The sequence below is a fragment of the Thermogemmatispora onikobensis genome, from assembly GCF_001748285.1.
Lineage (GTDB): Bacteria > Chloroflexota > Ktedonobacteria > Ktedonobacterales > Ktedonobacteraceae > Thermogemmatispora > Thermogemmatispora onikobensis.
Genome location: NZ_BDGT01000025.1, coordinates 54,757 through 81,090 on the forward strand (window position 1 = coordinate 54,757; position 26,334 = coordinate 81,090).

Annotated in this window: 19 protein-coding genes and 2 tRNA genes; 6 read left to right on the top strand and 15 right to left on the bottom strand. The window is 61.4% G+C overall.

Annotated elements, in window-relative coordinates:
• Nucleotides 1–456: 456 nt before the first annotated feature.
• Nucleotides 457–1,137, top strand: coding sequence for a YtxH domain-containing protein (locus BGC09_RS12340; protein WP_069804298.1), 681 nt, complete (start codon nucleotides 457–459; stop codon nucleotides 1,135–1,137).
• Between the two features lie 116 nt (nucleotides 1,138–1,253).
• Here the strand turns inward: BGC09_RS12340 and BGC09_RS12345 are convergent, their stop codons facing one another.
• Both BGC09_RS12345 and BGC09_RS12350 read right to left on the bottom strand, forming a co-directional pair.
• Nucleotides 1,254–1,937, bottom strand: a complete 684-nt coding sequence (locus BGC09_RS12345; RefSeq protein ID WP_069804323.1) for a histidine phosphatase family protein — start codon at nucleotides 1,935–1,937, stop codon at nucleotides 1,254–1,256.
• Between the two features lie 20 nt (nucleotides 1,938–1,957).
• A complete protein-coding gene (locus BGC09_RS12350) occupies nucleotides 1,958–3,004 on the bottom strand; it encodes a phosphotransferase family protein (protein ID WP_069804299.1) in 1,047 nt (348 codons plus the stop codon).
• Nucleotides 3,005–3,445: 441 nt separating this feature from the next.
• Here BGC09_RS12350 and BGC09_RS12355 point away from each other — a divergent pair, with 441 nt between their 5' ends.
• A complete protein-coding gene (locus BGC09_RS12355; protein WP_069804300.1) occupies nucleotides 3,446–5,677 on the top strand; it encodes an ATP-dependent Clp protease ATP-binding subunit in 2,232 nt (743 codons plus the stop codon).
• Between the two features lie 16 nt (nucleotides 5,678–5,693).
• On the opposite strand, the gene BGC09_RS12360 is transcribed toward BGC09_RS12355, so the two are convergent.
• Nucleotides 5,694–5,957, bottom strand: a complete 264-nt coding sequence (locus tag BGC09_RS12360) for a hypothetical protein (protein ID WP_069804301.1) — start codon at nucleotides 5,955–5,957, stop codon at nucleotides 5,694–5,696.
• 34 nt (nucleotides 5,958–5,991) lie between these two features.
• Complete coding sequence (locus BGC09_RS12365) at nucleotides 5,992–7,395, bottom strand: MmgE/PrpD family protein (RefSeq protein ID WP_069804302.1); 1,404 nt, start codon at nucleotides 7,393–7,395, stop codon at nucleotides 5,992–5,994.
• A gap of 126 nt (nucleotides 7,396–7,521) precedes the next feature.
• On the opposite strand from BGC09_RS12365, the gene BGC09_RS12370 reads away from it, so the two are divergent.
• A complete protein-coding gene (locus BGC09_RS12370; protein ID WP_069804303.1) occupies nucleotides 7,522–7,935 on the top strand; it encodes an ArsR/SmtB family transcription factor in 414 nt (137 codons plus the stop codon).
• 181 nt (nucleotides 7,936–8,116) lie between these two features.
• On the top strand, nucleotides 8,117–9,349 hold the full coding sequence (locus BGC09_RS12375) for a sensor histidine kinase (RefSeq protein WP_069804304.1): 1,233 nt from the start codon (nucleotides 8,117–8,119) through the stop codon (nucleotides 9,347–9,349).
• Between the two features lie 207 nt (nucleotides 9,350–9,556).
• Here the strand turns inward: BGC09_RS12375 and BGC09_RS12380 are convergent, their stop codons facing one another.
• Both BGC09_RS12380 and recG read right to left on the bottom strand, forming a co-directional pair.
• A complete protein-coding gene (locus BGC09_RS12380; RefSeq protein ID WP_069804324.1) occupies nucleotides 9,557–9,937 on the bottom strand; it encodes a hypothetical protein in 381 nt (126 codons plus the stop codon).
• A gap of 342 nt (nucleotides 9,938–10,279) precedes the next feature.
• Nucleotides 10,280–12,991, bottom strand: coding sequence for an ATP-dependent DNA helicase RecG (gene recG / locus BGC09_RS12385; protein WP_069804305.1), 2,712 nt, complete (start codon nucleotides 12,989–12,991; stop codon nucleotides 10,280–10,282).
• 305 nt (nucleotides 12,992–13,296) lie between these two features.
• Between recG and BGC09_RS12390 the strand changes: the two genes are divergently transcribed.
• Nucleotides 13,297–14,049, top strand: coding sequence for a hypothetical protein (locus BGC09_RS12390; RefSeq protein WP_069804306.1), 753 nt, complete (start codon nucleotides 13,297–13,299; stop codon nucleotides 14,047–14,049).
• Between the two features lie 219 nt (nucleotides 14,050–14,268).
• On the opposite strand, the gene BGC09_RS12395 is transcribed toward BGC09_RS12390, so the two are convergent.
• The 3 genes from BGC09_RS12395 to BGC09_RS12405 all read right to left on the bottom strand — a co-directional run bounded on the left by BGC09_RS12395 (nucleotide 14,269) and on the right by BGC09_RS12405 (nucleotide 17,231).
• Nucleotides 14,269–15,147 (bottom strand): NAD-dependent epimerase/dehydratase family protein, encoded by an 879-nt coding sequence (locus BGC09_RS12395; protein ID WP_069804307.1) that lies wholly within the window; start codon nucleotides 15,145–15,147, stop codon nucleotides 14,269–14,271.
• Nucleotides 15,148–15,421: 274 nt separating this feature from the next.
• Complete coding sequence (locus BGC09_RS12400) at nucleotides 15,422–16,615, bottom strand: ArsA family ATPase (RefSeq protein WP_069804308.1); 1,194 nt, start codon at nucleotides 16,613–16,615, stop codon at nucleotides 15,422–15,424.
• A 379-nt stretch (nucleotides 16,616–16,994) separates the two neighbouring features.
• A complete protein-coding gene (locus BGC09_RS12405; RefSeq protein ID WP_069804309.1) occupies nucleotides 16,995–17,231 on the bottom strand; it encodes a hypothetical protein in 237 nt (78 codons plus the stop codon).
• A 660-nt stretch (nucleotides 17,232–17,891) separates the two neighbouring features.
• Here BGC09_RS12405 and speE point away from each other — a divergent pair.
• Complete coding sequence (gene speE, locus BGC09_RS12410) at nucleotides 17,892–18,824, top strand: polyamine aminopropyltransferase (protein ID WP_084658617.1); 933 nt, start codon at nucleotides 17,892–17,894, stop codon at nucleotides 18,822–18,824.
• 232 nt (nucleotides 18,825–19,056) lie between these two features.
• Here the strand turns inward: speE and speD are convergent, their stop codons facing one another.
• From speD to gnd, 6 genes are all read right to left on the bottom strand, one after another.
• Nucleotides 19,057–19,419 (bottom strand): adenosylmethionine decarboxylase, encoded by a 363-nt coding sequence (speD, locus tag BGC09_RS12415; protein WP_069804310.1) that lies wholly within the window; start codon nucleotides 19,417–19,419, stop codon nucleotides 19,057–19,059.
• Between the two features lie 446 nt (nucleotides 19,420–19,865).
• Complete coding sequence (gene leuS, locus BGC09_RS12420; protein WP_069804326.1) at nucleotides 19,866–22,370, bottom strand: leucine--tRNA ligase; 2,505 nt, start codon at nucleotides 22,368–22,370, stop codon at nucleotides 19,866–19,868.
• Between the two features lie 447 nt (nucleotides 22,371–22,817).
• Nucleotides 22,818–22,890: transfer RNA gene (locus tag BGC09_RS12425), tRNA-Ala, on the bottom strand.
• Between the two features lie 358 nt (nucleotides 22,891–23,248).
• Nucleotides 23,249–23,321, bottom strand: a tRNA-Ala gene (locus BGC09_RS12430).
• Nucleotides 23,322–23,414: 93 nt separating this feature from the next.
• Nucleotides 23,415–24,905, bottom strand: coding sequence for a polysaccharide deacetylase family protein (locus tag BGC09_RS12435; RefSeq protein WP_069804311.1), 1,491 nt, complete (start codon nucleotides 24,903–24,905; stop codon nucleotides 23,415–23,417).
• Nucleotides 24,906–25,306: 401 nt separating this feature from the next.
• Nucleotides 25,307–26,326 carry a phosphogluconate dehydrogenase (NAD(+)-dependent, decarboxylating) gene (gnd, locus tag BGC09_RS12440; RefSeq protein WP_069804312.1) on the bottom strand — a complete coding sequence of 340 codons (1,020 nt, stop codon included), beginning with the start codon at nucleotides 26,324–26,326 and terminating at the stop codon, nucleotides 25,307–25,309.
• Nucleotides 26,327–26,334 lie beyond the last annotated feature (8 nt).

Consider the following 26,334-nt stretch of genomic DNA (forward strand, 5'->3'; position numbering starts at 1 on the left):
GCCTGGAGCGGGCCAGGGCCAGGCAATGGGGAACCGGGTTCCTGGTTGGACCAGGTCAGGCCCAGCGCGAGCCAGGAGAGGGGAGAGCGGCCCGTGGCTCTCGGTTGAGAGCAGCCTGACAGCCAACGGCGTGATGGCCCCCGAGCTAAGGAAGGAGAGAGGCTGAAACGCTGGCGAGACGGCTCACCCCAGAGAGAGGCATCTTTTGCCCGAAGGGGATGAAACTTGCCGTCCTATCGGATCGTGCCAGGAGCAGGTTCTCTATTTGTGCCTGTGAGGGCGCCGGGCGGGAAAGTGGGCAGCGTGGTTGGTCCTGCCAGCTCATTTGCGATGCAGGCAGCGCGGCGTCCGGTGAGGAACCACTTGCTTCCTGCCGATGACAGAGTAGGCATACGCAACGTGAAGAAAGACAGAACAGAAGAGCCTGTCCACAGCGAAAGGATGTGATGAATAGCGATGGCGAAAGGTAATGGCTTTGCGCCGGTAACAGAAACGCTCAAAGAAGTCCGTGCGCGTACCGCAGAAGTGGCGCGCACCGGCCTCTCAACTGTCCAGGATAATGTGCAGACCGTGCTGGAGCCGCGCCGTCGGCGTCTGCTCCTGAAGCGCCTGCGCCGGGGGCTGCGCAGCACCTCAGAGCGTGCCGAGGACCAGCTTCAGCAAAAGCGTCAGGCTCTGCAGCGTGCCTGGCGCGACAGCCGCAAACCAGTTGAGCGCTCCCTGGAGGAAGCTCGGCGGGAAGGCAGTCATCTCAAGAACGTGCTGAGTGAGCAGTTTAGCCTCCTGCTGGGAGCCTTAGCGGCGGGGCTGGGTCTTCTCCAGGTAGCCGTCGAGCGCAGCATGCGCGATGCGCGTGGCAGGCTGGAGCGCGCCCGAGGCAACCTGGCAGAGGCGCGCGTCGCCTGGCAGCAAGAGCGAGAACGACGGGCACGGAGGCGGCAGCGAGCGCGCATGCTCTTCCGCTTCGGCCTGCTGGTTGGTATCGTTCTAGCCCTCCTCTTTGCCCCACGGCCAGGTCAGGAGACACGGCGTCGCCTGGGTGGCTATCTCCGCAACGTAATTGCCTTTTTCCAGTCGCGACCATTTGTGCGCTCCGAGTCGGAGACCGCCGAGCACGTGCCGCTCAACGTTCGTTAAGGATCGGGCTGAATAAGATCATAATAGAATGAATAGAGTGGACAGAAGGTGTGAGCGCCCTCTGTCCACTTTGCCTGTCTGAGGCGTATCGGCAGCGCCAGAGAGAGAGCCGCCGCTCAGCGCCTCTGCAGGTGGCAGATATCGTTTAGAGCGAAGAGCACGCGCTGAGAGCCGGCCACACGCACCACCGTAATTGAAGTATTGGCCGCCGGGAAAAAGAAATCCCGCTCCAAACCCAAGACCTCGGCCACGTAGGCATTGATTACGCCGCCGTGTACAAAGGCGATCACTCGTCTCCCGAGGTGGGCATGAGCGATGGCATCGAGCGCCGTGACCACACGGGCCCGGAAGACCTTGGACGGCTCGCTGCCCTCGATGGCATCCCAGCTGCCGGCGGCCCCGGCCAGGCGGATAATATCCATCTGGCGCTCTTGCAACGTGCGAGCCAGCAGCTCTAGATTATCGTGCTCAGCGGGTAGTGGACGGACCGTACCGAGCCGGATCTCTTGCAAGTCGGGGACCACAATGGGCGTTAAGCCCAGGCGCTCGGCCAGAGGAGCGGCAGTCTCCCGGCAGCGGCGCAGAGGGCTACTATAGATCGCGGCGAACTCCAGGCTGGCCAGGCGCTCGGCCAGGGCCAGGGCCTGCTCCTGACCTTTGCGCGAGAGCGGCAGATCATCGTACATTCCGCCCGGGATCAGCTCATCGGCTGGGGGGAGCGCATCCCCATGTCGAACCAGGAACAGCTCCGCGGCGTGAGAGCGCCGCAAGAGAAAAGGATCATCCTGCAACAAAGCCATCTCCTCGCCAGCATTCACTGTCAGCGTCCTCCGCTGCTGCTACGGTGGCAGACCTCCAGCGCTCGTCGGGCCAGGGCTGGAATACCGGCCTCCAACTGTTCAAAGAAAGGATCATCAGTAGTGCCGGCCCGATAGCGGGCGTAGCTGCCCTCCAGCAGGATGGCTAGCTTCCAGATCGCCAGCGCTTCATAGAAGTCCATCTCACGCACAGAGCGCCCGCTGCGTTCAGCATAGTACTCCTTCAGCTCGGCGCGCGTCATGAAACCTGGTTGCTCCATGACGCGCCAGGTCTCGGTATCGAGGGCCGGCGGTGGGTCGCCAGGCTCGCGCCAGAAAGAGAGCAAGTAACCGAGATCGGCCAGCGGATCGCCGATCGTCGCCATCTCCCAATCGAAGATTGCCACCACCCGCGGCTCGCGCTCGGCGTACATCACGTTATCGAGGCGATAGTCGCCGTGGACAATGGTCGATGGTCCAGAGACGGGCAGATGGGCCTTGAGCCACTCCGTCACCATGTCCAGCTCGGGCAGAGGGCGCTGGCGCGAGCGCTCTAGCTGACCGATCCAGCGGCGCAGCTGGCGCTCCAGATAGCCGCTCGGTCTGCCAAAGTCCCCGAGACCCACAGCCTGCCAGTCGACCGAGTGCAGCTCGACCAGCGCGTCGATCAACGCCCGGCTAATAGCGTGACGACCCGCCTCATCGGAGGCGTAGGGCGGGAGCGTGTCGCGGATGATATAGCCGTGGACCCGCTCCATGAGATAAAAAGGGGCCCCGATCACGCTCGTATCCTCGCACGCCAGAAGCACGCGCGGTGTTGGCACCGGGCTAGTGTTGAGCGCCTTCAGCACGCGGTATTCGCGCAACACATCATGGGCGGTTGGCAGCAAGGGACCGCGTGGTGGCCGGCGCAGTACCCATTGCTGGTTCCCACGGGTGATATAGAAGGTCTCGTTCGAGTGTCCCCCACGGATACGCTCGATCTGCAAGGGCAGGTCCTCGCCCGGCAGCTGCTCGGCCAGGTAACGGCGGAGTTTCTCCTCGTCTATGAGAGGGGGGAGTGTGGTCATACTTCCTCCTTTATCTACGAGCCTGGGATTCCCTGGAGGGAGCTGCATACAGGAACATCGCTATATATGATAGCGCGCACGCTCGCGCTTTGGCCAGGCGGACTTGATTCCGAGAGGATCAGGCAGGAGTGGGAATAATTGAGCCTGAAACCTCTGTTCCAGATGGTGACGAGGACGAGGCGAGAAGATTGCCAGCTCGTCTAGTCTCGCTCCGCTCATGGAGAGGCCCAGGGAGGGGAGGGGGTTGGGAATAAAAGGGGGAGGCCCGGTGTTATTCTGGGTAGTTAGCAGTCAAGATTAGCGAGTGCTAGACAGCAGTGAAAAATCTGTGCTATAATGCTGGCAATCACCCGCGTAGATTGCTAAAATTCCCGGGGAGGAGAGAGAGCGGGGCGCCGGAAGTCGGAGCTGCCGCTCCCCCGGTTGAGTGAGGAGCCTGGAATGAAGTGTGAGCGATGTCATAAAAACAATGCCAGCATCTCCGTCGATCTGCTCGTGGAAGGGCGCCATGAGCGGCATTATCTCTGCCAGCAGTGTGTCGATGAGTTGATGCGCTCATCGATGAACCAGGCGGGGAACTTCTTCGGGCAGGGTTTCCCCGCGGCGGCCTTTGGCTTCTTCAACGGCCATGAGGCGGCCAACGGGCGCGGGACCAGGACCGCCGAGCGTCAGGCGAACGGCAACAGCAAGACGCCGACGCTGGACCAGTACGGTCGGGACATTACGGCGGAGGCGGCACAGGGGAAGCTTGATCCGGCGGTTGGACGTGAGCGCGAGCTGCGCCGTTTGATCACCGTCCTGGGTCGCCGGCAGAAGAATAACCCGGTGCTGATTGGCGAGCCAGGCGTGGGGAAAACGGCGATTGTCGAGGATCTGGCGCGGCGCATCCATGCGGGTAACGTTCCTGCCCCGTTGCGCAACAAGCGTATTGTGGCGCTCAACATCGGCGGCATGATCGCCGGGGCGATGTTCCGCGGGCAGTTTGAGCAGCGCATGAAGGCGATCCTTGATGAGCTGCGGCAGGCGCCGGATGTGATCCTCTTCATCGATGAGCTACATACCGTTGTCGGAGCGGGTGCGGCGGAGGGCGCGGTCGGTGCCTCGGATATGCTGAAGCCGGCGCTGGCGCGCGGTGAGATCCGCTGTATCGGTGCGACGACACTTGATGAATATCGCAAATATATTGAGAAGGATGCGGCTCTGGAGCGCCGCTTCCAGCCGATCATGGTCGATGAGCCGTCGGTTGAGGAGGCCATCGCCATGCTGCGCGCCGTGCGGCCCAACTATGAGGCTCATCATGGCGTGACTATCCCGGATGAGTCAATCGAGACGGCGGTCAAGCTCTCCGATCGCTATATCAACGATCGCTTCCTGCCCGATAAGGCCATCGACGTCATGGATGAAGCTGCTTCGGCCCTGCGTCTGGAGGCCCTGGAGAAGGGCATCGTCAGCCCGGCGATGATTACGGAGCTGGAGCAGCAGTTGGCCGATATCCAGGCCAAGAAGGAGGCGGCGGCTAACGCCGAGGACTATGAGCGCGCAGCCCTCTTGCGCCAGCAGGAGCTACTGACGCTGCAGAAGCTGGAGAAGGCTCGTTCCGAGGCGGATGCCTCGTTCCAGCTGATCGTGACTCCGGAGCTTATCGCTCAGGTGGTCGAGAACTGGACGGGTGTACCGGTGACGCAGATGATGGAGAGCGAGCGCCAGAATCTGCGCGATCTGGAGGAGCGCCTGCGCAGACACGTCATTGGCCAGGACGAGGCCATCAGCGCGGTGGCTCGGGCCATCCGTCGCTCACGGGCCGGATTGAAAGATCCGAAGAGACCAATTGGTTCCTTCCTCTTCCTTGGCCCGACGGGCGTTGGTAAGACCGAGCTGGCCCGTGCTCTGGCGCGTGAGCTGTTCGGTGGCGAGGAGAATATGATCCGCCTCGACATGTCGGAGTACATGGAGCCGCATACGGTCTCGCGCCTCTTCGGTAGCCCGCCTGGCTATGTGGGCTATGAGGAAGGCGGCCAGTTGACCGAGCAGGTGCGGCGTCGCCCCTACAGCGTGATCCTGCTGGACGAGGTGGAGAAGGCCCATCCCGAGGTCTTCAATGCCTTGCTGCAGATCCTGGACGATGGTCGCCTGACCGATGGTCAGGGGCGCACCGTGGACTTCAAGAATACGGTGCTGATCATGACCAGCAACGCTGGTACCAATGAGCTGAGGAAGGCGGCTCGCATCGGCTTCATGCCGATCACTGGCAGCGGTGAGCGCGCGGAGCAGTACGAGGCAATGCGCGAGAAGGCTCTTGAGGGCCTGAAGCAGATGTTCCGGCCCGAGTTCCTCAACCGTATTGACCAGATCGTTGTCTTCCATTCGCTGGGCAAGGACGAGCTGTATCGCATCGTCGATCTGATGCTGGATCAGGTGCGAGAGCGCCTGCGCGAGCAGAAGATCGAGCTGGTGATCAGCGATGAGGTGCGCGAGTTCTTGCTGCGCGAAGGCTACGACGAGGAGTACGGTGCGCGTCCTCTGCGCCGCGCTATTCAGACGCACATCGATGATACGCTGGCCGATGCCCTGTTGAACGGTGAGATCGCTGCGGGCCAGACGGTGCGCCTGGTGCTGCGCGATGGCCGCGTGGTGGCCGAGGCAGCGGTTCCTGAGTCTGAGCCCGCTGCCTGAGAAAAGCCAGGCAGCGCTATTCAAGACGTCCATCGATCCCCTCACTGGGATCGATGGACGTCTTTTTATGCTTGTGCCTGAGCCGTTGGCCGGTCGTTTGGGGGGCGTTGCAGCAAGAAAAGCTCCCCTGGGGGAGTCGTGCCAGCAGCGGGAGCAGCATTGTAGTGTGTGTCTCGTCGAGGGTGCCCCAATCGCGATCATAATCGGGCGCCAGTTGATCGTAGCGCTCGGCGGTCAGGCGTCGCCGTTCCTGCAGCCAGACAGTGCGCTCTAAGGTCACTGCCGTGCCTCCCTCTCTGTGCTCTGACAGGATGCTAAAGCAGGTTGGACCATGAAAAGTGTGCTAGCCGATCGAGTTGGCGAATGTGGCTGATGAGAGACTCGCGCCTGTCTGGCTCCTCAATGGCGGCGGCGGCCAGCTCATGGAAGCGGTCGGCCAGTTGTTCCTCGCTCAAGGGGTTTTCGGGATCGCCGAGCGGATAGCGTACGCTGGCGCGGAAAACCTGGCCATCGTCCATCTCCACGCTGGCCGTGGCGCGCCACTCAGCAGGGTAGTAGCGGTCCAGTGCGGGATCGCTCTCGCAATCGACACGCTGCATCAGGTCGCGGATCTCAGGGCGCTGCAGCCAGGTTTCGCTGAAGACGCTCAGGCCGGCCTGGCCCGTGATCAGGGCTACGGCGGCCCCGAAGGGCATGCTGAACTGGGCGTCGACAACGTTGCCTGGCCGCCGCTTGGCCTCGATGGGATCGGCGATCAGGCCACGCCCGGCGCTCAGCACGCCGCAGCGTACGCAGCGGATATGATGCGGGTCAGGAGCGTGTTGGCGGCGAATGGCCAGCAGACAATCGATGGGGCCATGCATATAGCGACAGCAGGCGTAAGGCTTGAGCGAGACGCGCAGAATAGCGAAGTCCTCTGCGCTGGCGGGTGGCCGCAGCTCCTCTGGCAAGCCGGCGTCAGAGTAGGCATGCAGGAAGCCATAGCGTCCACTGAAAATCTCCTGCGGCCCACGAAAACCAGCGGCGGCCAGGCGCGCAGCGGTGATGCCGGCGTGGGCGCTCCAGCCGGGGTGCAGGCGTTTGGTCCAGGCCCCGTCATCGAGGTAGGCTAACGAGCCAGCGGCCATGCTGCCGGCAATGCCCAGGGCTTGCGCTATCTGTTCTGCTGAGAGACCCAGCAAGCGGGCGCTGGCGGCGGCGGCGCCGAAGGTGCCGCAGAGAGCGGTTGGATGGAAGCCGCGGGAGTAGGCTGAGGCGGGATTGAGGGCGGCGCCGAGGCGCAGCGTGATCTCATAGCCGGCCACGACGGCGGCGTAGACATCGTTGATAGGGGCGGCCAGCTGTTCGGCCAGGGCCAGTGCCGCGGGAAAGATCGCCACACCCGGATGCAGCGACGAGCGGTTCTCGACGTCGTCCATCTCCAGGCCGTGGGCGGCCACACCGTTGACCAGGGCGGCCCAGGCAGCTTCGGCGCGCTCACCACGTCCTAGCAGGGTGGCCCCAGGTCTGTCAGGCGATAGGCCGGCCCGCGAGGCCTGCACGACTCCCATCGTCACCAGCAGTTGATAGGCTGCCTCAGTGGATGGGAGCCGTGCGCCGCCTAGTGCGACAGCCAGATGGTCGAGCAAGAGATCGCGAACTCTGGCGCGCACTCGCTCGGGCAGGGCCGTTCCTTCCAGGGAGGCGCAGAAGCGTGCCAGCGCTTGCGTTGCGCTCATAGAGCACCTCGTCTCTTTCTGTGGGAGGTTCCTCGTGTAATAGAAGAGGTGACCTGCACTCCCTCACCTGTATTCCAGATCAACACTCGATTCTGATCATATCTCATCTGAAGTAGAGGTGTATAGATGTGTGCTCGTAAAGCCGAGGGGCCGTCGTCTGACGAACCTTTGGAGGAACTACCTGAAGACGTCGAAGCCTTCATTGATCACTTTCTCGGCACGATGTGTGACCCCAGTCGTCGGCAGATCCTGGCCTTGCTGGCCGCGCCCGCTGTTGAGCATGAGAGGCCGGTGGAGATGCGTTCGGGGGAGATCGCGCGGGCGCTGGGGTTAGCCCATGCCACCGTCTCTGGCCATCTCCGTCAGCTAGCGCGTACGGGACTGCTCGGCTCGCGGCGCAGTGGTAACGAGGTCTACTATAGCGTGCGCAATCACTTGCTAGTGCGGGCCTTTCACGATCTTGTTGAGGCTCTTTACAAAGAGCATCAGGAGCGCTTCAAAGGGAAGCAGGAGTCGCCTGAAAGCGATAGGAGTGCGTGAGAGGGCCTGATGGACGGCCCCCAGGCAGGCTTGTAGGGCGGACGAACGGACGGAAGGATCAGGCGCTCGCCTTCTCGATTGCTCTCTGAGGAGGCGAGCGTCTCTGCTTTGCTCAGGCTGTGAGAGAATGCTATACTGCACAATGAATGACACTGAACCTGGGCAGGAGAGACCAACGGTCATGCAAGCCACACGTGTCAAGGAAGGTCGCAGGCCACTGATTCTCATGCGTCTTCGCCAGAGCGCGGAAGTGCGCAAGCTCTACGCCGCGCGGGTGCCCTGGTGGCGGCGCGCTCCGATTGGGTATCTACTGTGTATTCCGATCGTGGCCTGTGGGCTGGGGATCGTCTATCTAGAGCATTTCTTTGCCCTGCATATCTATGTGCCGGACCTGCCGCTGGTTTTGCCGGTACTGCTTGTCGCCTTGCTATGGGGAGTTGGGCCGGCCCTGTGCGCTGCACTGCTCTGCACCCTGGCGCTCATCTATATTTATGTTCCCCCACAAGGGGCCTTTATGGTGTTGCCGCGTGTCCAGTGGGCTGCGGACAACATCGACAAGCTCGCCGAGATCATGCCTTTCTTTCTGATCGAGGTGGGCATCGCCATTATCGCCGGCCAGCGTGAGTCGGCGCGGCGCCGCGCCTTGCTGGCTGAGCTGGAGGCCCAGGCCCGGGCCCAGGATCTGGAGCAGCTCAACGAAGAATTGAAGCGTGTAGATATGCTCAAGGACCACTTTATCTCGGTGGCCTCACATGAGCTGAAGACCCCCATCACCACCATTCGTGGTCAGGCTCAGATCGCCCTGCGGCGTCTCACACGTGTGGCTGATCTACCACCCGAACTGGAGAATGTGCGCCTGGCCTTGCAGAAGATCGACGAGCAGACCTATCGGCTCAGCGCGCTCATCGATGACATGCTGGCGCTGAGCAGCATTCAGGCCGGCAAGCTCAAGCTGCGGCCTCGTGCCTGTGACCTGGTAGAGATCTGCCGCGAGGCCGTTGAAGATCAACAGCTCGTCTCAGGTCGCACGATTACCCTCTCCACCCCTGTGGAGAGCCTCACAATCAAGGCTGACTCCGACCGCCTCCATCAGGTATTGACCAATCTCCTCAGCAATGCCATCAAATACTCGCCCGAGCATACGCCTGTCGAAGTCGGCCTGGCCTGCCTGGATGGTCAGGTAGAGATCCGCGTACGTGATCATGGTCGAGGCATCCCTGAGGACCAGCGGGAGCAGATCTTTCAGGCTTTTTATCGGACGCCCGAGGCTCAGGCCTCGCCCAAAGATGGCTGGGGCTTGGGCCTGGCCATCTGTAAAGATATTGTGGAGCGGCACGGCGGGCGCATCTGGTGCGAGCCTGCCCCTGGCGAGGGCACAGTCTTCGTCATAGTCCTGCCCGTGAATCTGGACTGATCCCACCTGTCTGGCACCTGCCCGAAACAATCCGCATCCAGGGGGGCCCGGCCCGTCCTCAGCTCAGCCAGTAGGGCCAGGGCCCGACAACTTACTGCCCTGCCGAACAGGAGCAAGGCGTATCGGCCTCGCGCTCGTCAAAGGGGTGCTGAAGACGCCCGCTCCTGTTTCTCGGCCTCTTCAGGTCAGGGTAGAGGCGACCAGATACTAGCTGGCCGCGACACCCGCGCTGGCTCGACGATAGCGTGCGGCGCCCATCTCACCAATGCCGATGGCCAGCAGGGCGACCAGCAGGTGCACGACCTGGATAATCCAGTGCGAAGAGTTCAGCAGCCAGGAATTCTGCATCAGCCCAATGATCGGCAAGAGAAGGCCGACAATGACAGCCAGCACTGCGATCACCGGACTCCCCCCGCGCACCAGGGCTTGCCCGATGCCGACCACCCACAGCGCGAGCACCACGATAAAGCCGAGCAGCATATGGACTGGAACCAGCTGGGCGGCGTTGCCTGTCCAAAAGAGCACCCCAAGGATCAGGGCTAGCAGTCCGGCAATGCGCAGAACGAAGGAAGCGATCTTAATAGCCATGCAATTCTCCTGCAAACGGCGAAAGTAGCAGAGGTGACCTCCCTTTTCACCTGGGCGGACGAGCGTGCTCTCATCCATCCCTCCATCCATCTAGCCAGCCAGTGGACCCCTGGAAGCCTGGGAGGGCACTCTCACTGTGTGGCAGGAGCAGCCAGGTCGCTGCTTCCGATTCCGATGAGGAGGGATCGATGGCGGCCTGCTCCTCGCCACAACTAGAATCATAGCATTTACCGGAACGGCAAGAGCAAGCCGGCCCGCCCGGGCGGACCAGCTCCCGTTGAGAAGGTGCAGGACGTGGCAGCCGGCCTGGCCTCTCCCGGCGAGGGAAGCTGTGTGTGGGCACTAGTGTGGGATGAAGGCTTGCCAGAAGCGGCTCAGGTGTTCCCGTAGCGGCGCGTGTTCGGGGCGTCGCAGATAAGGATCACTTGCCCATAGGCGCGCAGCCAGAGTGCGTGTCTCCTCGATCAAGCGCGTGTCGTTGAAATCGGCGATCCGTAGCTCGGGCATCCCGCTCTGACGCACGCCAATGAAATCGCCTGGACCGCGCAGACGCAAATCGTGCTCGGCCAACTTAAAGCCGTCGTCGGTCTCCTGGAAGATTGCCAGGCGCTCACGGGCCTGTAGGCTTGCATCGGCGCTCAACACATAACAATAGGACTGATGAGCGCCGCGTCCGACGCGGCCACGGAACTGGTGGAGCTGCGAGAGACCGAAGCGATCGGCGTCTTCGATCACCATGACAGTAGCATTCGGCACATCGATGCCCACCTCCACCACCGAGGTCGCCACCAGGATATCCAGCTCGTGATCGCGGAAGCGGCGCATGACGGCGTCCTTCTCCGCGGGCTTCATCCCGCCGTGCAGCAGGCCCAGCCGACGATGAGGAAATACCTCGCGGCTCAGCCGCTCATATTCGGCAGTGACTGCCCTGGCGCTCAGGCTCTCAGACTCGTCGACCAATGGGCAAATAATGAAGGCTTGGCGGCCCTCGGCAAGCTGTTGCTCGATCAGGCGATAGGCTTCCTCGCGGCGGGCGCCGGTGCGCCAGCGGGTAATCACCTTCTGGCGGCCTGGCGGAAGCTGATCGATGACCGAGAGATCCAGGTCTCCGTAGAGCGTCAGCGCCAGCGTGCGCGGAATTGGGGTCGCTGTCATCACCAGCATATGGGGATGGTAGCCCTTCTGACGGAGGGCCTCGCGCTGTTCCACGCCAAAGCGATGCTGTTCGTCGATAATCACCAGGCCCAGGCGCTGGAAAGTCACATCCTCCTGGATCAAGGCATGGGTTCCGATGGCCACAGCCGCCTCGCCACTCTCGATGGCCGCGCGTCCAAGAGCGCGCTCCCTGGGACGCAGTCCCCCAGTGAGCAGTACAGTGCGGATGCCGAAGGGAGCGAGCATAGCGCCGATGCTGCGTGCGTGTTGCTCGGCCAGGATCTCGGTCGGAGCCATGATCGCGCCTTGGTAACCATTGAGAGCGGCCACAAAGAGAGCAGCGGCGGCCACGGCAGTTTTGCCCGAGCCGACGTCACCTTGCAGCAGCCGGCACATTGGCTGGCTGCGGCTGAGGTCGCCCAGGATCTCGCAGAGCACGCGGCGCTGGGCCGCTGTGAAGCGGAAAGGAAGGGTAGCCTCGAAAGGACGCTGATCCGCCAGCGGGGCCCACAGCGTTGAACCTGGCTGAGGAGATGGGGCATTCTGAGAAGCCTGGAGATTCAGCTCCTGAGTGGCAGCGGCGGCCTGGACCGCTTCGCGCTCGGCTGCTGTTGGCTCGGCGAAGACGCGCGCCAGGTCGACCCGGAACGCCTGACCGCTGGGGAGTTCACGCTGCCAGCGTGTTCGACGCTCCTGCATGCCGAGCTGGATCAGGAACAGCTCGTCGAAGGCCAGACGACGTCGAGCAGCGGCAAGCTGCTCCTCAGTGGCTGGGTAGTGCATCTGGGCCACGGCCTCCGACAAAGGCAGCAGTCCCGCAGCCTGCCGAATCGTCGCGGGCAGATGGTCGGGGATGAGAGCCGCATAGCGATCGACGACCCAGCGCGTCAGGCGGCGCATCGTGCGAGCTGGCAGACCCTCGGTGAGCGAATAGATGGGGACAAGGATGCCCGTATTGAGCAGCTCGCCTTTCTCGGGCAGCTCATGGCTGCGCACTGTGAAAGTGACCTTATTGCCGAAGCGCTGTTTGACTCCCGTGACGACCAGCCACTCGCCCCGCGCCTCGGACAGCTGCTTTTGCAGATAGGGCTGGTTGAACCAGACCGCGCTGAGACGACCGGTGCCGTCGCTAAGGGTGGCTACCGTACGTGTGCGCCCGCTGCCCGTGCGGCTCGTTTTCACCTCCCAGATAAGTCCGCGGGTGGTGACTAGCTCGTCAAAAGGCAGCTCGGCGATACTAAGCAACTTGCTGTAGTCGCGGTGCTCGCGTGGAAAATAGAAGAGCAAGTCGCCAACCGTGCGGATACCCAGACTGTGCAGGCGAGTTGCGACCGTTGGGCCTACGCCATGAATGGCGGAGACATCGGTCGTCAGCAGCGTCAAGGCCGCGTGACCAGGTGAGCTGTTGCTATCCAGGGCGATCCGGTCCAGCCCAGCCTCCTGGTGTTCACGGCCTCCGCGGCCCGCTTCCACTGGCTTGCTAGAGCGCGCTGGGGTGGCAGAGGCTATTGTTGGCGCCGAGCGGGGCGACTGCCCGAGTGGCTCGTTGGGGGGGGCTGACGATCTTGGCCCTGAAGAAGGTTGGCGGCCAGGAACGGCGCTATCCTCACTCTCCAACTCGTTCAGGAGGGCTAGAGCGGCCCGCAAATTGGCTGCCCGCTGCAGCGGGTCCTGCTGGCGATAGCCCTCTAAACAGGAGGCCAGGCGATAGAAAGGGCGTAGGTCACGTCCTGACGCATGGCAAACAGGTCCGATCTCGTCCAGCCAGCGTCTCACAAAGGCTTCCAGCCCCCCAGGTTTGACGGCCTGGTCCTGATGATTGGTGTGCTGTTCGTGTTGAAGCACTTTGCGGGCGCGCTCGATATATGGCTTGAGTGCGGTGCTGGCTCCTGTTGTCATACGTTGACGCTACTGCTTGTTTCTTAAGAATACTGCTGCTCACCTACTATAGTCGTCGCTGCCCAGGAGTGTCAAGGGCCTCTGGGCCGAGGCGGTCTTGTATTCTGCAGCCGGTCCGGGCCTGTTGCGAGGTGGCGGGCCGGGGTCTGCATTGTGTGCCGAGTAAAATAAAACTGAGCCTCTGGTCCTGGTGGGCCTATCTACTAAAGGTGTTGCATAAATAGTACCTATTGATCCTGGGGCCGAATGGGCATAATATAAGAGCTGTGAGCCTGCAAGATGCTTCTGGAGGGAAAGAAAAAGAGATGGCACTGATTGGATCTGCTGCCGTGGTGGGAATTTTCGAAGAGCGGAGTCAGGTGGAGCAGGCGATCGGCGAGCTGAAAGCAGCTGGTTTCCGGGATGATCAGATTACCAGGCTATCGCGTGAGCCACTCAAGCTGCAGGAAGCCGGTCCAGCGGAGCGGTTACTGGAGCGAGTGAGGGCCAAATATAACCTGACGGTACTTGGGGGTATAGTAGGGGCCATTGGAGGGGGGCTATTCAGCCTCATAGCATCTTTTGTGCTTCCTCTGGCTGGTGTCCGGATCAGTGGGGGGCCGGTAATCGCCTTGCTCGAAGGTCTTGTTCTTGGGGCGTTGGGAGGGGGCTTTCTCGGGGCCATCATTGGCCCCTCTGTCATTGCAACGGGGCCGGGGCTGGGGCCGCGTTCTGCGGAAACCGAGGCTTTGCGGGGACGCACCATTATCATGGTCAGAACGCTAGAGCGTCAGGCCGAAGCGGCCTTCATCCTGCGCAAGTATGGAGCGCGCAATGCTCTGGTGCCGCGAGCCACAGAGACCGCCGCGATGGCCGCCCTGCGCCTTGCCGGTCCTGGTCCTGGTCCTGGCGACGGTGTGGCCAATCCTGGCGGTGGGGGGGTGTCCTCTCCCCCTGCGGAGGAAAGTGCTCAACTGGAAGGAGAGAGCCTTACGGGCCGTGGAACGGAAGTGGAAGAAAGCGCAACGGAGCGAGTAGCGGCCCGCAATCGGGTAGATGAGGGGAGGGGCGAGGGCTAGCCGGACTTGTGCGGCCTCGCCAGTTCGGAAAGAAATCCTGGGCTCGAGCCAGGGCAGGACAGGGAGGGAGAGGCGCAGCGCCAGGAATCGCAGAAGGCCAATGCCAGGTGAAGCAAGCCTGGCGGTCGTAGCGGTTGGCCTACCCTACTCTGTCCTGCTCAGGTGGCCCCGCCTCACACAGTGGGAGGTCGGGCTTGGGTTGGCGAGAGTCTCTCACTCTTAAGCAGAGACCACATCCTCATAGGTATCGTGGACTGGCTGCCAGCCCAGCACCTTGCGGGCTGCCTCATTGCTGCAGCGGAACGAAGGAGGGCAGGGCATTGAAAGATCGCGTGGGGGAGGAGGCACCTGCAGCAGGGCGGCGATGTGGTCCACGTACTCCCCATAGCGGACCGGCGTTGCGACGATGTTAAAGATGCGTCCCACTGCCGCCGGCTGCAAAGCAGCGATGATAGCCGTCGCCATATCGGCCACATGAATCGGCGAAATAAAGTTGCTCCCATCGCAGATCACCACAAGCTGTCCCTCGCGCAGGCGAGCAACCAGCGTATCCTGGGCTGTGCCGCGCCCGACGAAGCTGCCGCCGCGCAAGATGCACCATCCCAGTTCAGTGGGATCGACGGCCTGGACCATCTCCTCCATTGCGATCACCGGTCCGCAGACCGTAGCGCGCTGCGGCGAGCGGTCAATTGGAGTCGTCTCATCGAGCCAGCGCTCGCCCCCATCGGGGTAGGCGATGGCGATGCTCTGCTGGATATAGTAGCGGGCCCCCGCCGCGCGCGCTGCTGCCAGCAACAGCCGGGTGCCCTCGGTGCGCAGGCGAGTAGTAGTTTCCCAGGCTGAGGCTTCGGTGGGATTTTGCGGGATGGCTGTCGCGATATGCACCACCGCATGACAACCACGGACCAGGGCCGGGAGCTGTTGCGCGGTGGCCTCGGTCAGCAGGTCGCCACTGACTAGCTCGACTCCGGGGGCTTGGATCAGTCGTCCCCGTTCGGGAGAGCGCACCAGCGCGCGCACCGTATGTCCCTGCTGGAGCAAGCGAGGAACAAGCGCGCGCCCCAGAACTCCTGTTGCACCGGCAACAAAGACCTGCATTGTCTTTCACCTTTCTCTGGTGGCCTTGCTTCAAGCCTTGCTTTTTTAACCGTTCCAGGCGCTTGCTGGCCTCGCTTTCTGCTCTGCTGGCTGGCTAGCTGGCCGGTTTACGAGCAGCGCCTGGCAGGTAGTACGTAGTGAATAAGTAAGCTGCCGCTCAATGAGCAACGGTTGGGTTGGTCATGGGTCGGAATGGAAGAGAGCCCGCTGCCAACGGGCGAGCGGGCAGGCTGGGCTTGCCTGAGCGAGAGAACAAACGAAGACGATGACCTACTCAGGCCGATTTCTCGCGCTCCGACGCCGGCTGGCTGGCGGGCGGCGCAAAATGGATTTCCAGGGCCTTATCGACGAAGCGCGCCACCGTTGCCTCCTGGCTGGCCAGCACAGCAGGCAGAGGGATATCGCGCTTAAAATTGCCGATCTCGATGATCATCTCATCTCCTTTTTTCGTCATCAGAACCTTCTCCAACTCGATATGGGGGAGAGGAAGGCGCAGGACGTAATGGCCATCCTGCTCGATGACCTCCTGAACAGGCCCGCGATAGAAGACCTGGGTTGGGTCCTGCTCACCGAAGATGGCGCAAGCCAGCTCGGCCAAACGCTCGATGCCGAGCGGTTCCTGAGCGTAGTAAGGGGCCTCCCAGACGGGCAGAGGAGCGAAGGTCTGCTGGATATGGCGACGAAGCTTTTCCTGGCTCTGATACATCTGTTGCATAAACTGATCCTGGTAAGGACCGGGCGGCAAGACGCGGTTGCAGACCACGCCGTCGATGGGATAGCCGAAGAGAGCGAGATAGGTTTCAGCACGCAGCGCCTCCTTAATCACCATGCGTTCTGGATTCACGACTGGGCGATAGGAGCTAACGGCGGGGTCGCTCAGCACGGTGCGGAGGGCCGTGACGCGCTCGCTGAGCAACTGGATGGCGTCCAATACCTCTGCTGATGGGAGGAAAGCCTTAATCAAGGGGCGTGCCAGATTGAGCGCACTGTTTTGCAGGCCGGCGATACGCCCGGCATACCACTGGAAAGTATCGGGCATGCTCAGCAGGCGCACCGTTTCGCCAGTGGGGGCAGCATCGATTACCACCACCTCAAAAGCGCCGTCGCGGGCATTACGGTAGATATTGAGCAGGCTCACGATTTCATCCATGCCAGGGATCAGGGCCAGTTCTTCGGCCATGATACTATTCAAGCCCTGAGCGCGCAGGAGAGTGCTCAGCGTGCTCTGCAGTTTCCCCCAACTGCGTCGCATCTCATCGAGCACATTCACCTCCTGGGCCCACAACAGGGGAGCCAGCTCGCTCGGTTCCGAGGTCAGAGGCTGCTTCAGGCAATCGGCGAGACTATGGGCCAGGTCGGTACTCACCACGAGCGTCCGCTTGCCGAGCTGAGCTGAGCGGACGGCAGTAGCAGCGGCCACCGTTGTTTTCCCCACGCCACCCTTGCCGAGATAGAGAATCATTCGCATAAGAGAAACCTTATCTTCCCTCGTCGGGTGTGCTGTCCTTATTATATGCTCTCGAAGGCACAGTCTGGCGGCGCAAGGTATCTATTCCAGAGGGCGGCGCCTGGTCAGACGGCCTTGTTTCTGTTTCTGCAATTACTACGTTGGGTGGTGGGGCCAAGTTAGAGGGAGATAGGAGCAAGAAGCAAAGCGGCGAGCAGGCAGCCGCACAAGCCCAGGTCGGCAGCCGACTCGCCGGAAAAGAGCGCCTCTATCGTCACGTGCCTGCCCGCATGCTCACACTGAGGCAGTTGTCAGGGAGCCAATCCCACTGCCCGGCTGGAGATCGCCGGGGGTGGGATGGTTTTGCCGGCGTTGCCGGAGGGCAGGTAGACGAAATAAGCTACAACTGAATTTTGCCGTGCAGGAACAGCATTCTAATGAACTCCAGGCGACGGACGATCTCCATCCGATCGCTTCCTCCACTCTGGTACCACTGGCGTAGCCAGAGCAGAGAGGTGACCTCATCCTCAGTAAAGCCCTGGCACATCAGCGCCTCGCCCTCGTCGATCAGTTGACTGAGCGTCGTGTCGCACGGGGTCTCAGGTTGCCGTTCCTCATCGATCCGTGGATTCATCATGCTCTCTCTGTCCTCACGTTCAATCGCTCGCTCACTCACTCACGTGCCGAGCCCCTATCTCGCTTTGCCCATGTGGTGCAGGTTCGATGACTGCTGATGCTCGTCAATTATAGCGAGAGAAGAGCAGCAGACGGTCAACGTTTCAAATAAGGCGAGACCTGGGCATCTGCACAAGTCCTCTCATTTTATAGTAACGCTTTCCATCCCTCACTTTGGCATTTCCTCCGCAGCAAGGGAAAGCGGAAATAGCAGGTGCGGCTCTCTACCCATTAGCCCGGGAGCGCCCAAGCGGCGCACTGGGCGACCTCTGGCGGTTCTCGCTCTTATTACGATTGAGGCCCCGCACAGGTTCCATCTCTGGTGGTGGTGCGAGCAGCGAGCCTGGTGAGGAGAGGAAAGGCCCTGACATCCCATCTGGTCTGGCCTGGGCCTGCTTACTGGGTACTTGCTGGGCCAGTGAGAGAGTGGGGAAGCGGGCGAGGCACTGGCAGGAAGTGTGGAATAGCAGAGGCAGAGGGGTGTGGATATGCTATAATAGTTGCCGGGACTGGAACAGCTTGGGAGCGAGGAGTGGCTTCAAGCCGCACTTCACTTCTTTTATCCGATCCTCTCCTCTATACTTTTTATCTCACAATATCTTAGGAAGTTGAGGGGTGAATTATGCATTTGATGAAGCAGATGCAGGCACAGAACTGGCTGATAGATTTTCGCGGGGGCACGCGGGCCAACATGTACCGTGTGCTCAAGACGGTTGTTGCCACCCGGTCGCCGTATCAGGAGATCCTGATTCTGGACACCATCGGTTTTGGGAGGGCGCTTTTTCTGGATGGCATTCCGCAGTCCTCGGCCCTAGACGAGCACATCTATCACGAAGCGCTCATTCATCCAGTCCTCATTGCACATCGGCAGCCCAAGAAGGTTTTCATTGTTGGAGGGGGAGAGGGAGCCTCGCTTCGTGAAGTACTGAGGCACAACACCGTTGAGCGGGTAGTGATGGTAGACATTGACGACACGCTGGTGGCGCTGGCCAGGGAGCATTTGGGGGAGTGGCACCAGGGAGCCTTTGACGATCCGCGAGTTGAGCTAGTGCATACGGATGCGCGGGGCTATCTAGAGAAGACCAACGAGACCTTTGACAGTGTCATTGTTGACGCCACAGACCCACTGGAGGGGGGGCCGGCGGCCCTGCTCTTCACCACTGAATTTTTCCAGCTGGCCAAGTCGCGACTCAATCCGGGGGGGACTTTTGGCATGCAGGCTGAAGCGACCGACATTGGAGTCTGTGAGGCGCATGCCTCGATCATCAAGACCCTGAAGCAGTGCTTCAAATCGGTGTTTTCCTATCAGGCGATGGTCACTTTCTTTGGTCTCCCCTGGGGCTTTGCTGTAGCCAGTGACGCGGACATCGCGGCGCGCTTTACGCCGGAGGTTATCGCGGCCACGCTGCGGGAGAGGGGTTGCACCAATCTCAGATTTTACGATGTTGAGTCGCACCAGCACATGTTTGCTCTGCCCAAGTACGTACGGGATGCCATCGAAGACCCGAACGTGGGCATGATCATCCGGGACGACCGTGTCCTTGTAGTGGAATAGAAAAAACGCCCACCTGAGCCATGCCCCGCTTGGCTTCGGCGCGGGGCATGGCCGTGAGCGTTTTCTGCGCCGAGGAGCCGACCCCACCCACAGGGATGCTCTCCTTCCTCCTCTTGTTCCCTTCCCTTCCTCCTCCTTTCCTCTCTCGCACCTTCGCGGCGACCCGTCCCTGCGGACAGGCAGGTGGATAGCGGGCAGGCGGACAGGTTTGGTGGATGAGCGGAGGGCGGAATTAGCGGGCGAGCCGGCGAGTTTCGACTTTCCCTGGCTCGAAGAAAGAGACGAGCGCGGCGTGGATGCGTTCAGCGGCGTCGGAATTATCCCGCTGGTAGTTGCAGATGTAGACCTCCAGCGTCGCGTAGCCCAATTCTGGCCAGGTATGGATAGCAATATGAGACTCAGCCAGGGCGATCAGGCAGGTGATACCGCCCCCATCGAACTGATGACAAAAAGCTCCCAGTTGCGTGAGATTGTGCTCTTTCGTCATCCTAGAGACGGCTGCACGCAGCTTCTCGCTATCCAGCTGAGCCATCAGGTTCTTGTCGCACGAATACAGTTCCGACAAGATGTGCTTTCCAACCGGAGGGGGTGCCATCGATTCAGAAACGCTTCCTTTCCTGAATTAATGTACCACTTTCGTAGCCCTGGTCGGTGCAACCAAACTCTATGTATCGCCAAAGCGATATTGTTGAGGTGCGTTGGTGAAAGCAGATATATCAGCCCAGATGGCTCCAGGGCGTTTTGTCACAGCGGCCATACTAGTTTAGCATATTTCTTCCCCCATGACAATGGCTGTGCTTTTGGCCAGCGGTCGATGTTGCGCGGTGCCTCTGTGGGCCTCTCGAGTGCTCTGAGGTCCTCTACGGTCTGTCCGATCAGGGAGCAACGTGCTGGAGAAACTCAGGGAAAGGCCAAAAAGAGACCTCCCAAAAAGATGGCCGTGATGCGCAAGCTGGCATCACGGCCATAGACTGGCTGATTGGTTGCCTTTAGCCGCTGTGAGAGAAGATCAAGGCACCAGCCTCCAGCCCTGCTACTGGCTTACTCTGCTGGCTGGGCCTGCTCTGGCTTCGAAGCCTGGCGTGTAACCACATTTGCGATGCGGCCTGGCACGTAGATGAACTTCTCCACGGGGGTATCGCCGATAGAGGCGGCCACGCGCGGATTGCGCAGCACCAGCTGACGGATCTCCTCCTCGGATGTCTCGACCGGCACCTCCAGGCGTTCGCGCACGCGCCCATTGACCTGGACCACCAGCGTGAAAGTTTCATCGCGTGTCAGGGCCTCATCATACTGTGGCCAGTCGCTCAGATGGATGCTGCCCTGGTGGCCGGTCATTTCCCACAGCTCCTCGGTGATATGAGGGGCCATCGGAGCCAGCAGGTGCATCATGGTCTCCAGGGCCTGGCGATAGGTGGCGGTGCGAGCGACCGGCTCGTGCTGTTGTTTGATCAGGGCATTGTTCATCTCCATCAAAGCGGCCAGGGCTGTATTGAAGCGGAAGTGATGCAGGTCCTCGGTGACCCGCTTAATCGTCTTATGGCGCAGGCGCTCGATGGCGCGGCTTGCCTCGTTCTCCTCCTCGCTGACTGTGCCGCTGACCCAGCTTTCCGTCACCAGGTTCCAGAAGCGGTTCAGGAAGCGCCAGACGCCTTCCAGGTTCTCTGCTTTGAAGCTACCGCCCTGGTCGAAGGGGCCGATGAACATCATGTAGCAGCGCACCGTATCGGCGCCGTACTTCTCGACATACTTATCGGGGGCCTCGACGTTGCCGCGCGACTTTGACATCTTTTGGCCGTCGGAGCCCAGGACCATGCCCTGGTGATACAGGCGCAGGAACGGCTCATCGAAATGCAGATAGCCCATATCGCGCAGGGCCTTGACGAAGAAGCGCGCGTACAGCAGGTGCATGGTAGCGTGCTCGGCGCCGCCCACATACTGGTCGACCGGCAGCCAGCGGCGGATGGCCTCCTCGCTCCAGGCCTGTGTGTCGTTATGCGGATCGGCGTAGCGCAGGAAGTACCAGGACGAGCAAATGAAGGTGTCCATCGTATCGACCTCGCGCGTAGCCGGGCCGCCGCACTGGGGGCAGGTTGTATTCAAGAAGGCCGGTTCGTAGCGCAGAGGGGACTCGCCCGTCGGCTTGAACTGGACATGCTCGGGCAGATAGACGGGCAGCTGGTCCTCGGGAACGGGAACCGTGCCATCCTTGGGACAATAGATGATGGGGATCGGGGCGCCCCAGTAGCGCTGGCGGCTGATCAGCCAGTCGCGCAGACGGTAAGTCACCTTCGACTGTCCGATGCCCTGTTCCTCCAGGTAGCTAATCACGCGGCGGATGGCCTGGTCGGCGGGCGTTCCTGTAAAGGGGCCGGAGTTGATCATGGTTCCGTAGGCCGCCTTGGCCTCGCTCCAGGTTGCCGGATCGCTTTCCTCCTCGCCTGGGGGCAGGATCACCTGACGGATGGGCAGGCCAAACGTGCGGGCGAACTCGAAATCGCGCTGATCGTGGGCAGGCACGCCCATCACCGCGCCCGAGCCATAGCTCAGCAGCACATAATCGGCGATCCAGACCGGCACGCGGTCGCCGCTGACAGGATTGGTGACAAAGCCGCCGGTGAAGACGCCCGTCTTCTCCTTCTCGGTATTCATGCGCTCGATCTCAGTCATGCGGCGGGTACGCTCGACGTAGGCCTCGACCGCGGCGCGCTGTTCAGGAGTTGTCAGGCGCTCGACCAGTGGATGCTCCGGGGCCAGTACGAAGAAGGTCACACCGTAGATCGTATCGGGGCGCGTGGTAAAGACGGGGATCTCGACGCGCTCACCGGCGATCTCGGTAAAGAAACGGATCTCTGCCCCCTCGCTGCGTCCGATCCAGTTACGCTGCATCGTGATAGTCTTCTCGGGCCATTCGATGCCATCGAAGCGCAGCAGCTCCTCGGCGTATTGAGTGATGCGCAGCAGCCACTGCTCGATCTCCTTGCGGATCACCGTACTGCCGCAGCGTTCGCACGTGCCGTTAGGCAGCACCTGCTCATTGGCCAGGGTAGTATTGCAGCCGGGGCACCAGTTTGCGGGGGCGCGAGTGCGATAGGCCAGGCCGTGCTTATAGAACTGCAGGAAGAGCCACTGTGTCCATTTATAATACTCGGGCTGACAGGTCACGACCTCGCGCTGCCAGTCCCACTGAGCGCCCATCATGCGCAGCTGTTGGCGCATGCGTTCGATGTTGGCCATTGTCCAATCGTGGGCCTGGATGCCGCGTTTGATGGCGGCGTTTTCGGCGGGCAGGCCGAAGGCGTCGAAGCCGATGGGCTGCATAACATTGTAGCCCAGGCGGCGCATAAAGCGGCCATAGGCATCGAAAGGAGAATAGTTGTACCAGTGGCCCATGTGCAGATCGCCGGAGGGGTAGGGGAACATCACCAAATGATAGAACTTGGGCTTAGGCGAATCGTCCGGCGCGTGATAGATCTGCTCCTCCTCCCAGCGAGTCTGCCATTTTGGTTCAATTACCTTTGGATCATATTTTGTGCGCGTGATCATTGCAGGTGTCCCTCCCCTGATAATCGGTCGGACCTGATCAGGCACTGCGGCCAACAGCAGGAAAGCAGAGGCAAAGCGAACTGGCGTCGTACATAGGCTTGCGAAGCCAGCCCGCGGCGCCCGCGCGAGAGCGGTGGCGCTTATTCTGCTGCTTCTCCTGGTCTGGCTGGCTGGCTGGCTCGTAGTGGTGGCCCTGCTTTGATAGCGGCGGTAGTCCAGGTGGAGCGGCAGCCGCCGAAAGACAAAGCAGGCTGCGGCGCAGACCAGGCGCAGGGCGAACGGCGCCGAGCCAGGAAGGCGACAGCGACAGGCCAGGAAATAAGCGACGGAGTAGGGAGCGAGCGTAGCAATAAAAAAACCTTTCATCCCCTCGGGACGAAAGGTTTTTCCGTGGTACCACCCTGTTTCCAATCACCATCAGCAGCTTACTGCGGAGTTGAAGAAAGGTGGACCTGAGGGGACTCGAACCCCTGACCTCCTCCATGCCATAGAGGCGCGCTACCAGCTGTGCTACAGGCCCAAGCAAGAATAGAGGCGACGCTTCAGAGCGCCGAACAAGCGAGCTATTCTTCACTCCGCAGGGCCGGGTGACTGGCACTCATTCACTGCTATAACGGGCATACCGACAGGTGCTACTGACTCCCGAGGCGTTCGCACCTGTTGCTCACAGGCGAGTTCGGTCGTTTTCCCGTGTAGCCTTGCACCAGCCGGCTACTCTCTGGACGGGTCTGGCGACCTACTACTCCTGCTCATCGCCAGAGCTGTTCTCTTTCCGCTGCCCTTTTACTATAGCACAAAGCTTTGCGGTTTGCAAGGGGGGAAGGCCCTTTAGTCCTTGCTGCCGTTGAGCTGTGCTCTACTGCTGAGCAGGCAGCGGGTGGAGATGAGGGGACTCGAACCCCTGACCTCGACAGTGCGATTGTCGCGCTCTACCGGCTGAGCTACATCCCCAAGCCTTTGTGTTGGCAGCTAGAATGATAGCACATTGAAGGGTGAATTGTAAAGACCCTTTTCGAGGAGATCTTGCAATTCACCCGTTCCGTTTTATGGAGATGGCGGCAGGCTGGCGATAAATTCCGCCAGGTTTTCACGTCCGTCGACGCGGATGCGCAAGAGAGCGAAAGGCTGGGTGCTTTGCTGGAGCCAGCCGGTGGGGCCGGGGTCGGTTGTAGCGCCGACATAGCCGTCGGCGGCCAGCATGGTGGAGATGCGTGTCTGTTCGAGGGGGGTACCGTGGCGGAATGGCTCGCCGCTGGGGTAGCAGAACTGTTGGATAGGGATGCCGAGGTGCTGCTGCAGGGCAGCCTGTGAGGCCTGCAGCTCCTGCTGAGTGAGCTGGGGGTCGCCGATGATGATCCAGCCCAGGCTTGTATGGTGCACGGTATGTGAGCCGACCTGCATGCCCTGGGCGAGCAGACTACGGATCTCGTTCCAGCTCATATAGCCCGCGGCGCCCACGGCCCCGGTGATGATATAGAACATGCCGCTGAAGCCGTGGGCCTGTAGGAGGGGCACAGCGTAGTGATAGACGTCCTCGTACCCATCGTCAAAGGTAAGGATGATGGGATGCGGGGGCAGCGGTGCGTCGAAATAGAGAGCGTTGAAGAGCTGGTTGAAGGTGATGGTGTGGTAGCCGTGGCTTTTGAGATAGTCGAGCTGGGCGGCAAGGTTGCGCGGCGTGACCGTCAGGCTGAAATCGAGCAGGTTGTGGGTGGGGGCTGGTGAGACATGATGGTACATCAGGATGGGGACGGAGACGCTGCGGGCGGCTGGCTGCGGTGGGGGCAGGATGGGGGCTTCGGAGTCTGCCGGTCCGCCAGAAAGCACATACCAGTGTGGCTGTTCATCGCCCTGACCGGGGCTGCCCTGGACGATGAAGGGCAGGTTGTGGTAGACGCTCGCCGGGTGCCGGTCCTCGGGCGGTAAATTAGCTTCCTTGCTCAAGATGGCGTCGGGGGCCAGTTGCAGCGAGGCCGGGACGGTCAGGGTATCGCTGTAGCTCGTCATGGTCTCGGGGTCGACCCAGCGGCTGAGCCGGCTGGGCAGTCCCAGGCTGAAGCCCTGGAGGGTGTAATGGGCAAAGCGTGCCTGCCAGAAATGCGCGAAGGCTTGCTCGTCGGGCCAGAGGGCGCGCCGGGCAGGTGCCAGGAGCGACCACATGGTGCTGTAGTCATGGTGCAGCAAAGCTGTCAGATAGCGCTGAGCGAGAACAAGCACTTGCTGCTCGTTGGCCGGCTCCTGCGGGTGCTCGGCGATGAAGGTAGCAGAAGAGTGACGCTGGGCCTGGTTGCCGCCCGTGCTACTGCCGCTCAGAAGCGCATAGAGGCCCCAGGCGAGAACGGCGGTGGCGATCAGAAGCAGGCTGAGGAGGCCAGTCAGCAGCAGTTGGATGGTCCGGGATGGGGTCGAGCGATAGCGGTTCCTGCTGGGAGAGAACAGGCTTGCCGGTCGTCTCGCTGCTCCCCCTGAGCGGGCTGATCCTGGCTCGCTCTGGGAGACCGACCCGTGCGGCTCGTGATTGGTGGTGTATCTCATGGCTGAGCACCTGTGCATGTTGTGTGTTCTTGCCTATAGCTGTACATGACCGCCCCCTCATTATACCAGAATTTAGGTAAAAATACCTATTCAAGAGCAGCAACTGGCGATCAGCTGTGATGAAATACGCTGATAAGTGATGAGGTGGAGAGAGTGGCTTGTGTCTCCTTAGAGGATAGGAGTGCTGGGAGAAGTTCTTCACCCAGGTTTGAGGAGAGGAGGGAGAGGAAAGGGCAGGAAGGCTGGCTCCGCGCAGTAGCGGGCCAGCCCATTCCGGAGCCGCGGGCAAACGTTATGTGGCGGTGGCTGCCCGGCGGTCGGCGGCCCCGGCGCGCATCTCGCGAGCGAGGCGGGTCGGCTGTACGAGGGGTTAGCCTTGACAGAGGTGGTAGTAGCCGGGGCTAGCCTTGCTTCTCATGGTGACCACCGAACTCGAAGCGCATAGCCGAGAGCAGCTTATCGGCAAAATCTGCCTCGCCGCGGGAAGCGAAGCGCTCGTAGAGGGCGGTGCTGAGCACGCCGGCGGGTACGGCCTCGTCAATAGCGGCTTTGATTGTCCAGCGCCCTTCACCGGAGTCGGAGACGCGCCCCGCAAACTGGCTCAGATCGGGATCTTGGAGCAGGGCGTGAGCGGTCAGATCGAGCAGCCAGGAGGCGATGACGCTGCCGCGGCGCCAGAGTTCGGCGATGTCGGCCAGGTTGAAGTCGTACTGATAGTACTCGGGGTTGCGCAGCGGCGTCGTCTCGGCGTCGATCTCTTCGGGATGCTTGCCGATGTTGGCGTGGCGCAAGATGTTGAAGCCCTCGGCGTAGGCGGCCATGATGCCGTACTCGATGCCGTTGTGTATCATTTTGACGAAGTGGCCGGCGCCGTGTGGGCCGCAATGCAGATAGCCGTGCTCGGCGGTACCGCCGACCTGCTCGCGTCCGGGAGTACGTGAGACGGCCTGGAGGCCGGGGGCGAGGGCTTCGAAGAGCGGTTCGAGCCGCTGCACGATTTCTGCCTCTCCGCCGATCATCAGGCAGTAGCCGCGCTCAAGGCCCCAGACGCCGCCGCTGGTGCCGACGTCCAGGTAGTGGATGCCATGCTCTTTGAGTGTGGCGGCGCGGCGAATGTCGTCCTGATAGAAGGAGTTGCCACCATCGACAACGACGTCGTCGGGGGAGAGCAGCGGAATGAGCTGCTCCAGAGTGGCATCGACCGAGGCGGCGGGAATCATCAGCCAAACGGTGCGGGGCGGCTTCAGCTGCCCAACGAGTTCGGACAGGGAAGTAGCTCCTGCAGAGATGGCCCCCTCTTTCAAGCGTTTCTCCACGGTCTCGGCGTGGCGTGCATAGCCAATGCATCTGTGGCCGGCCCGTTGGAGCCGCAGCGCCATATTGGCTCCCATGCGTCCAAGCCCGATAAGACCAAGTTCCATATAGCGAT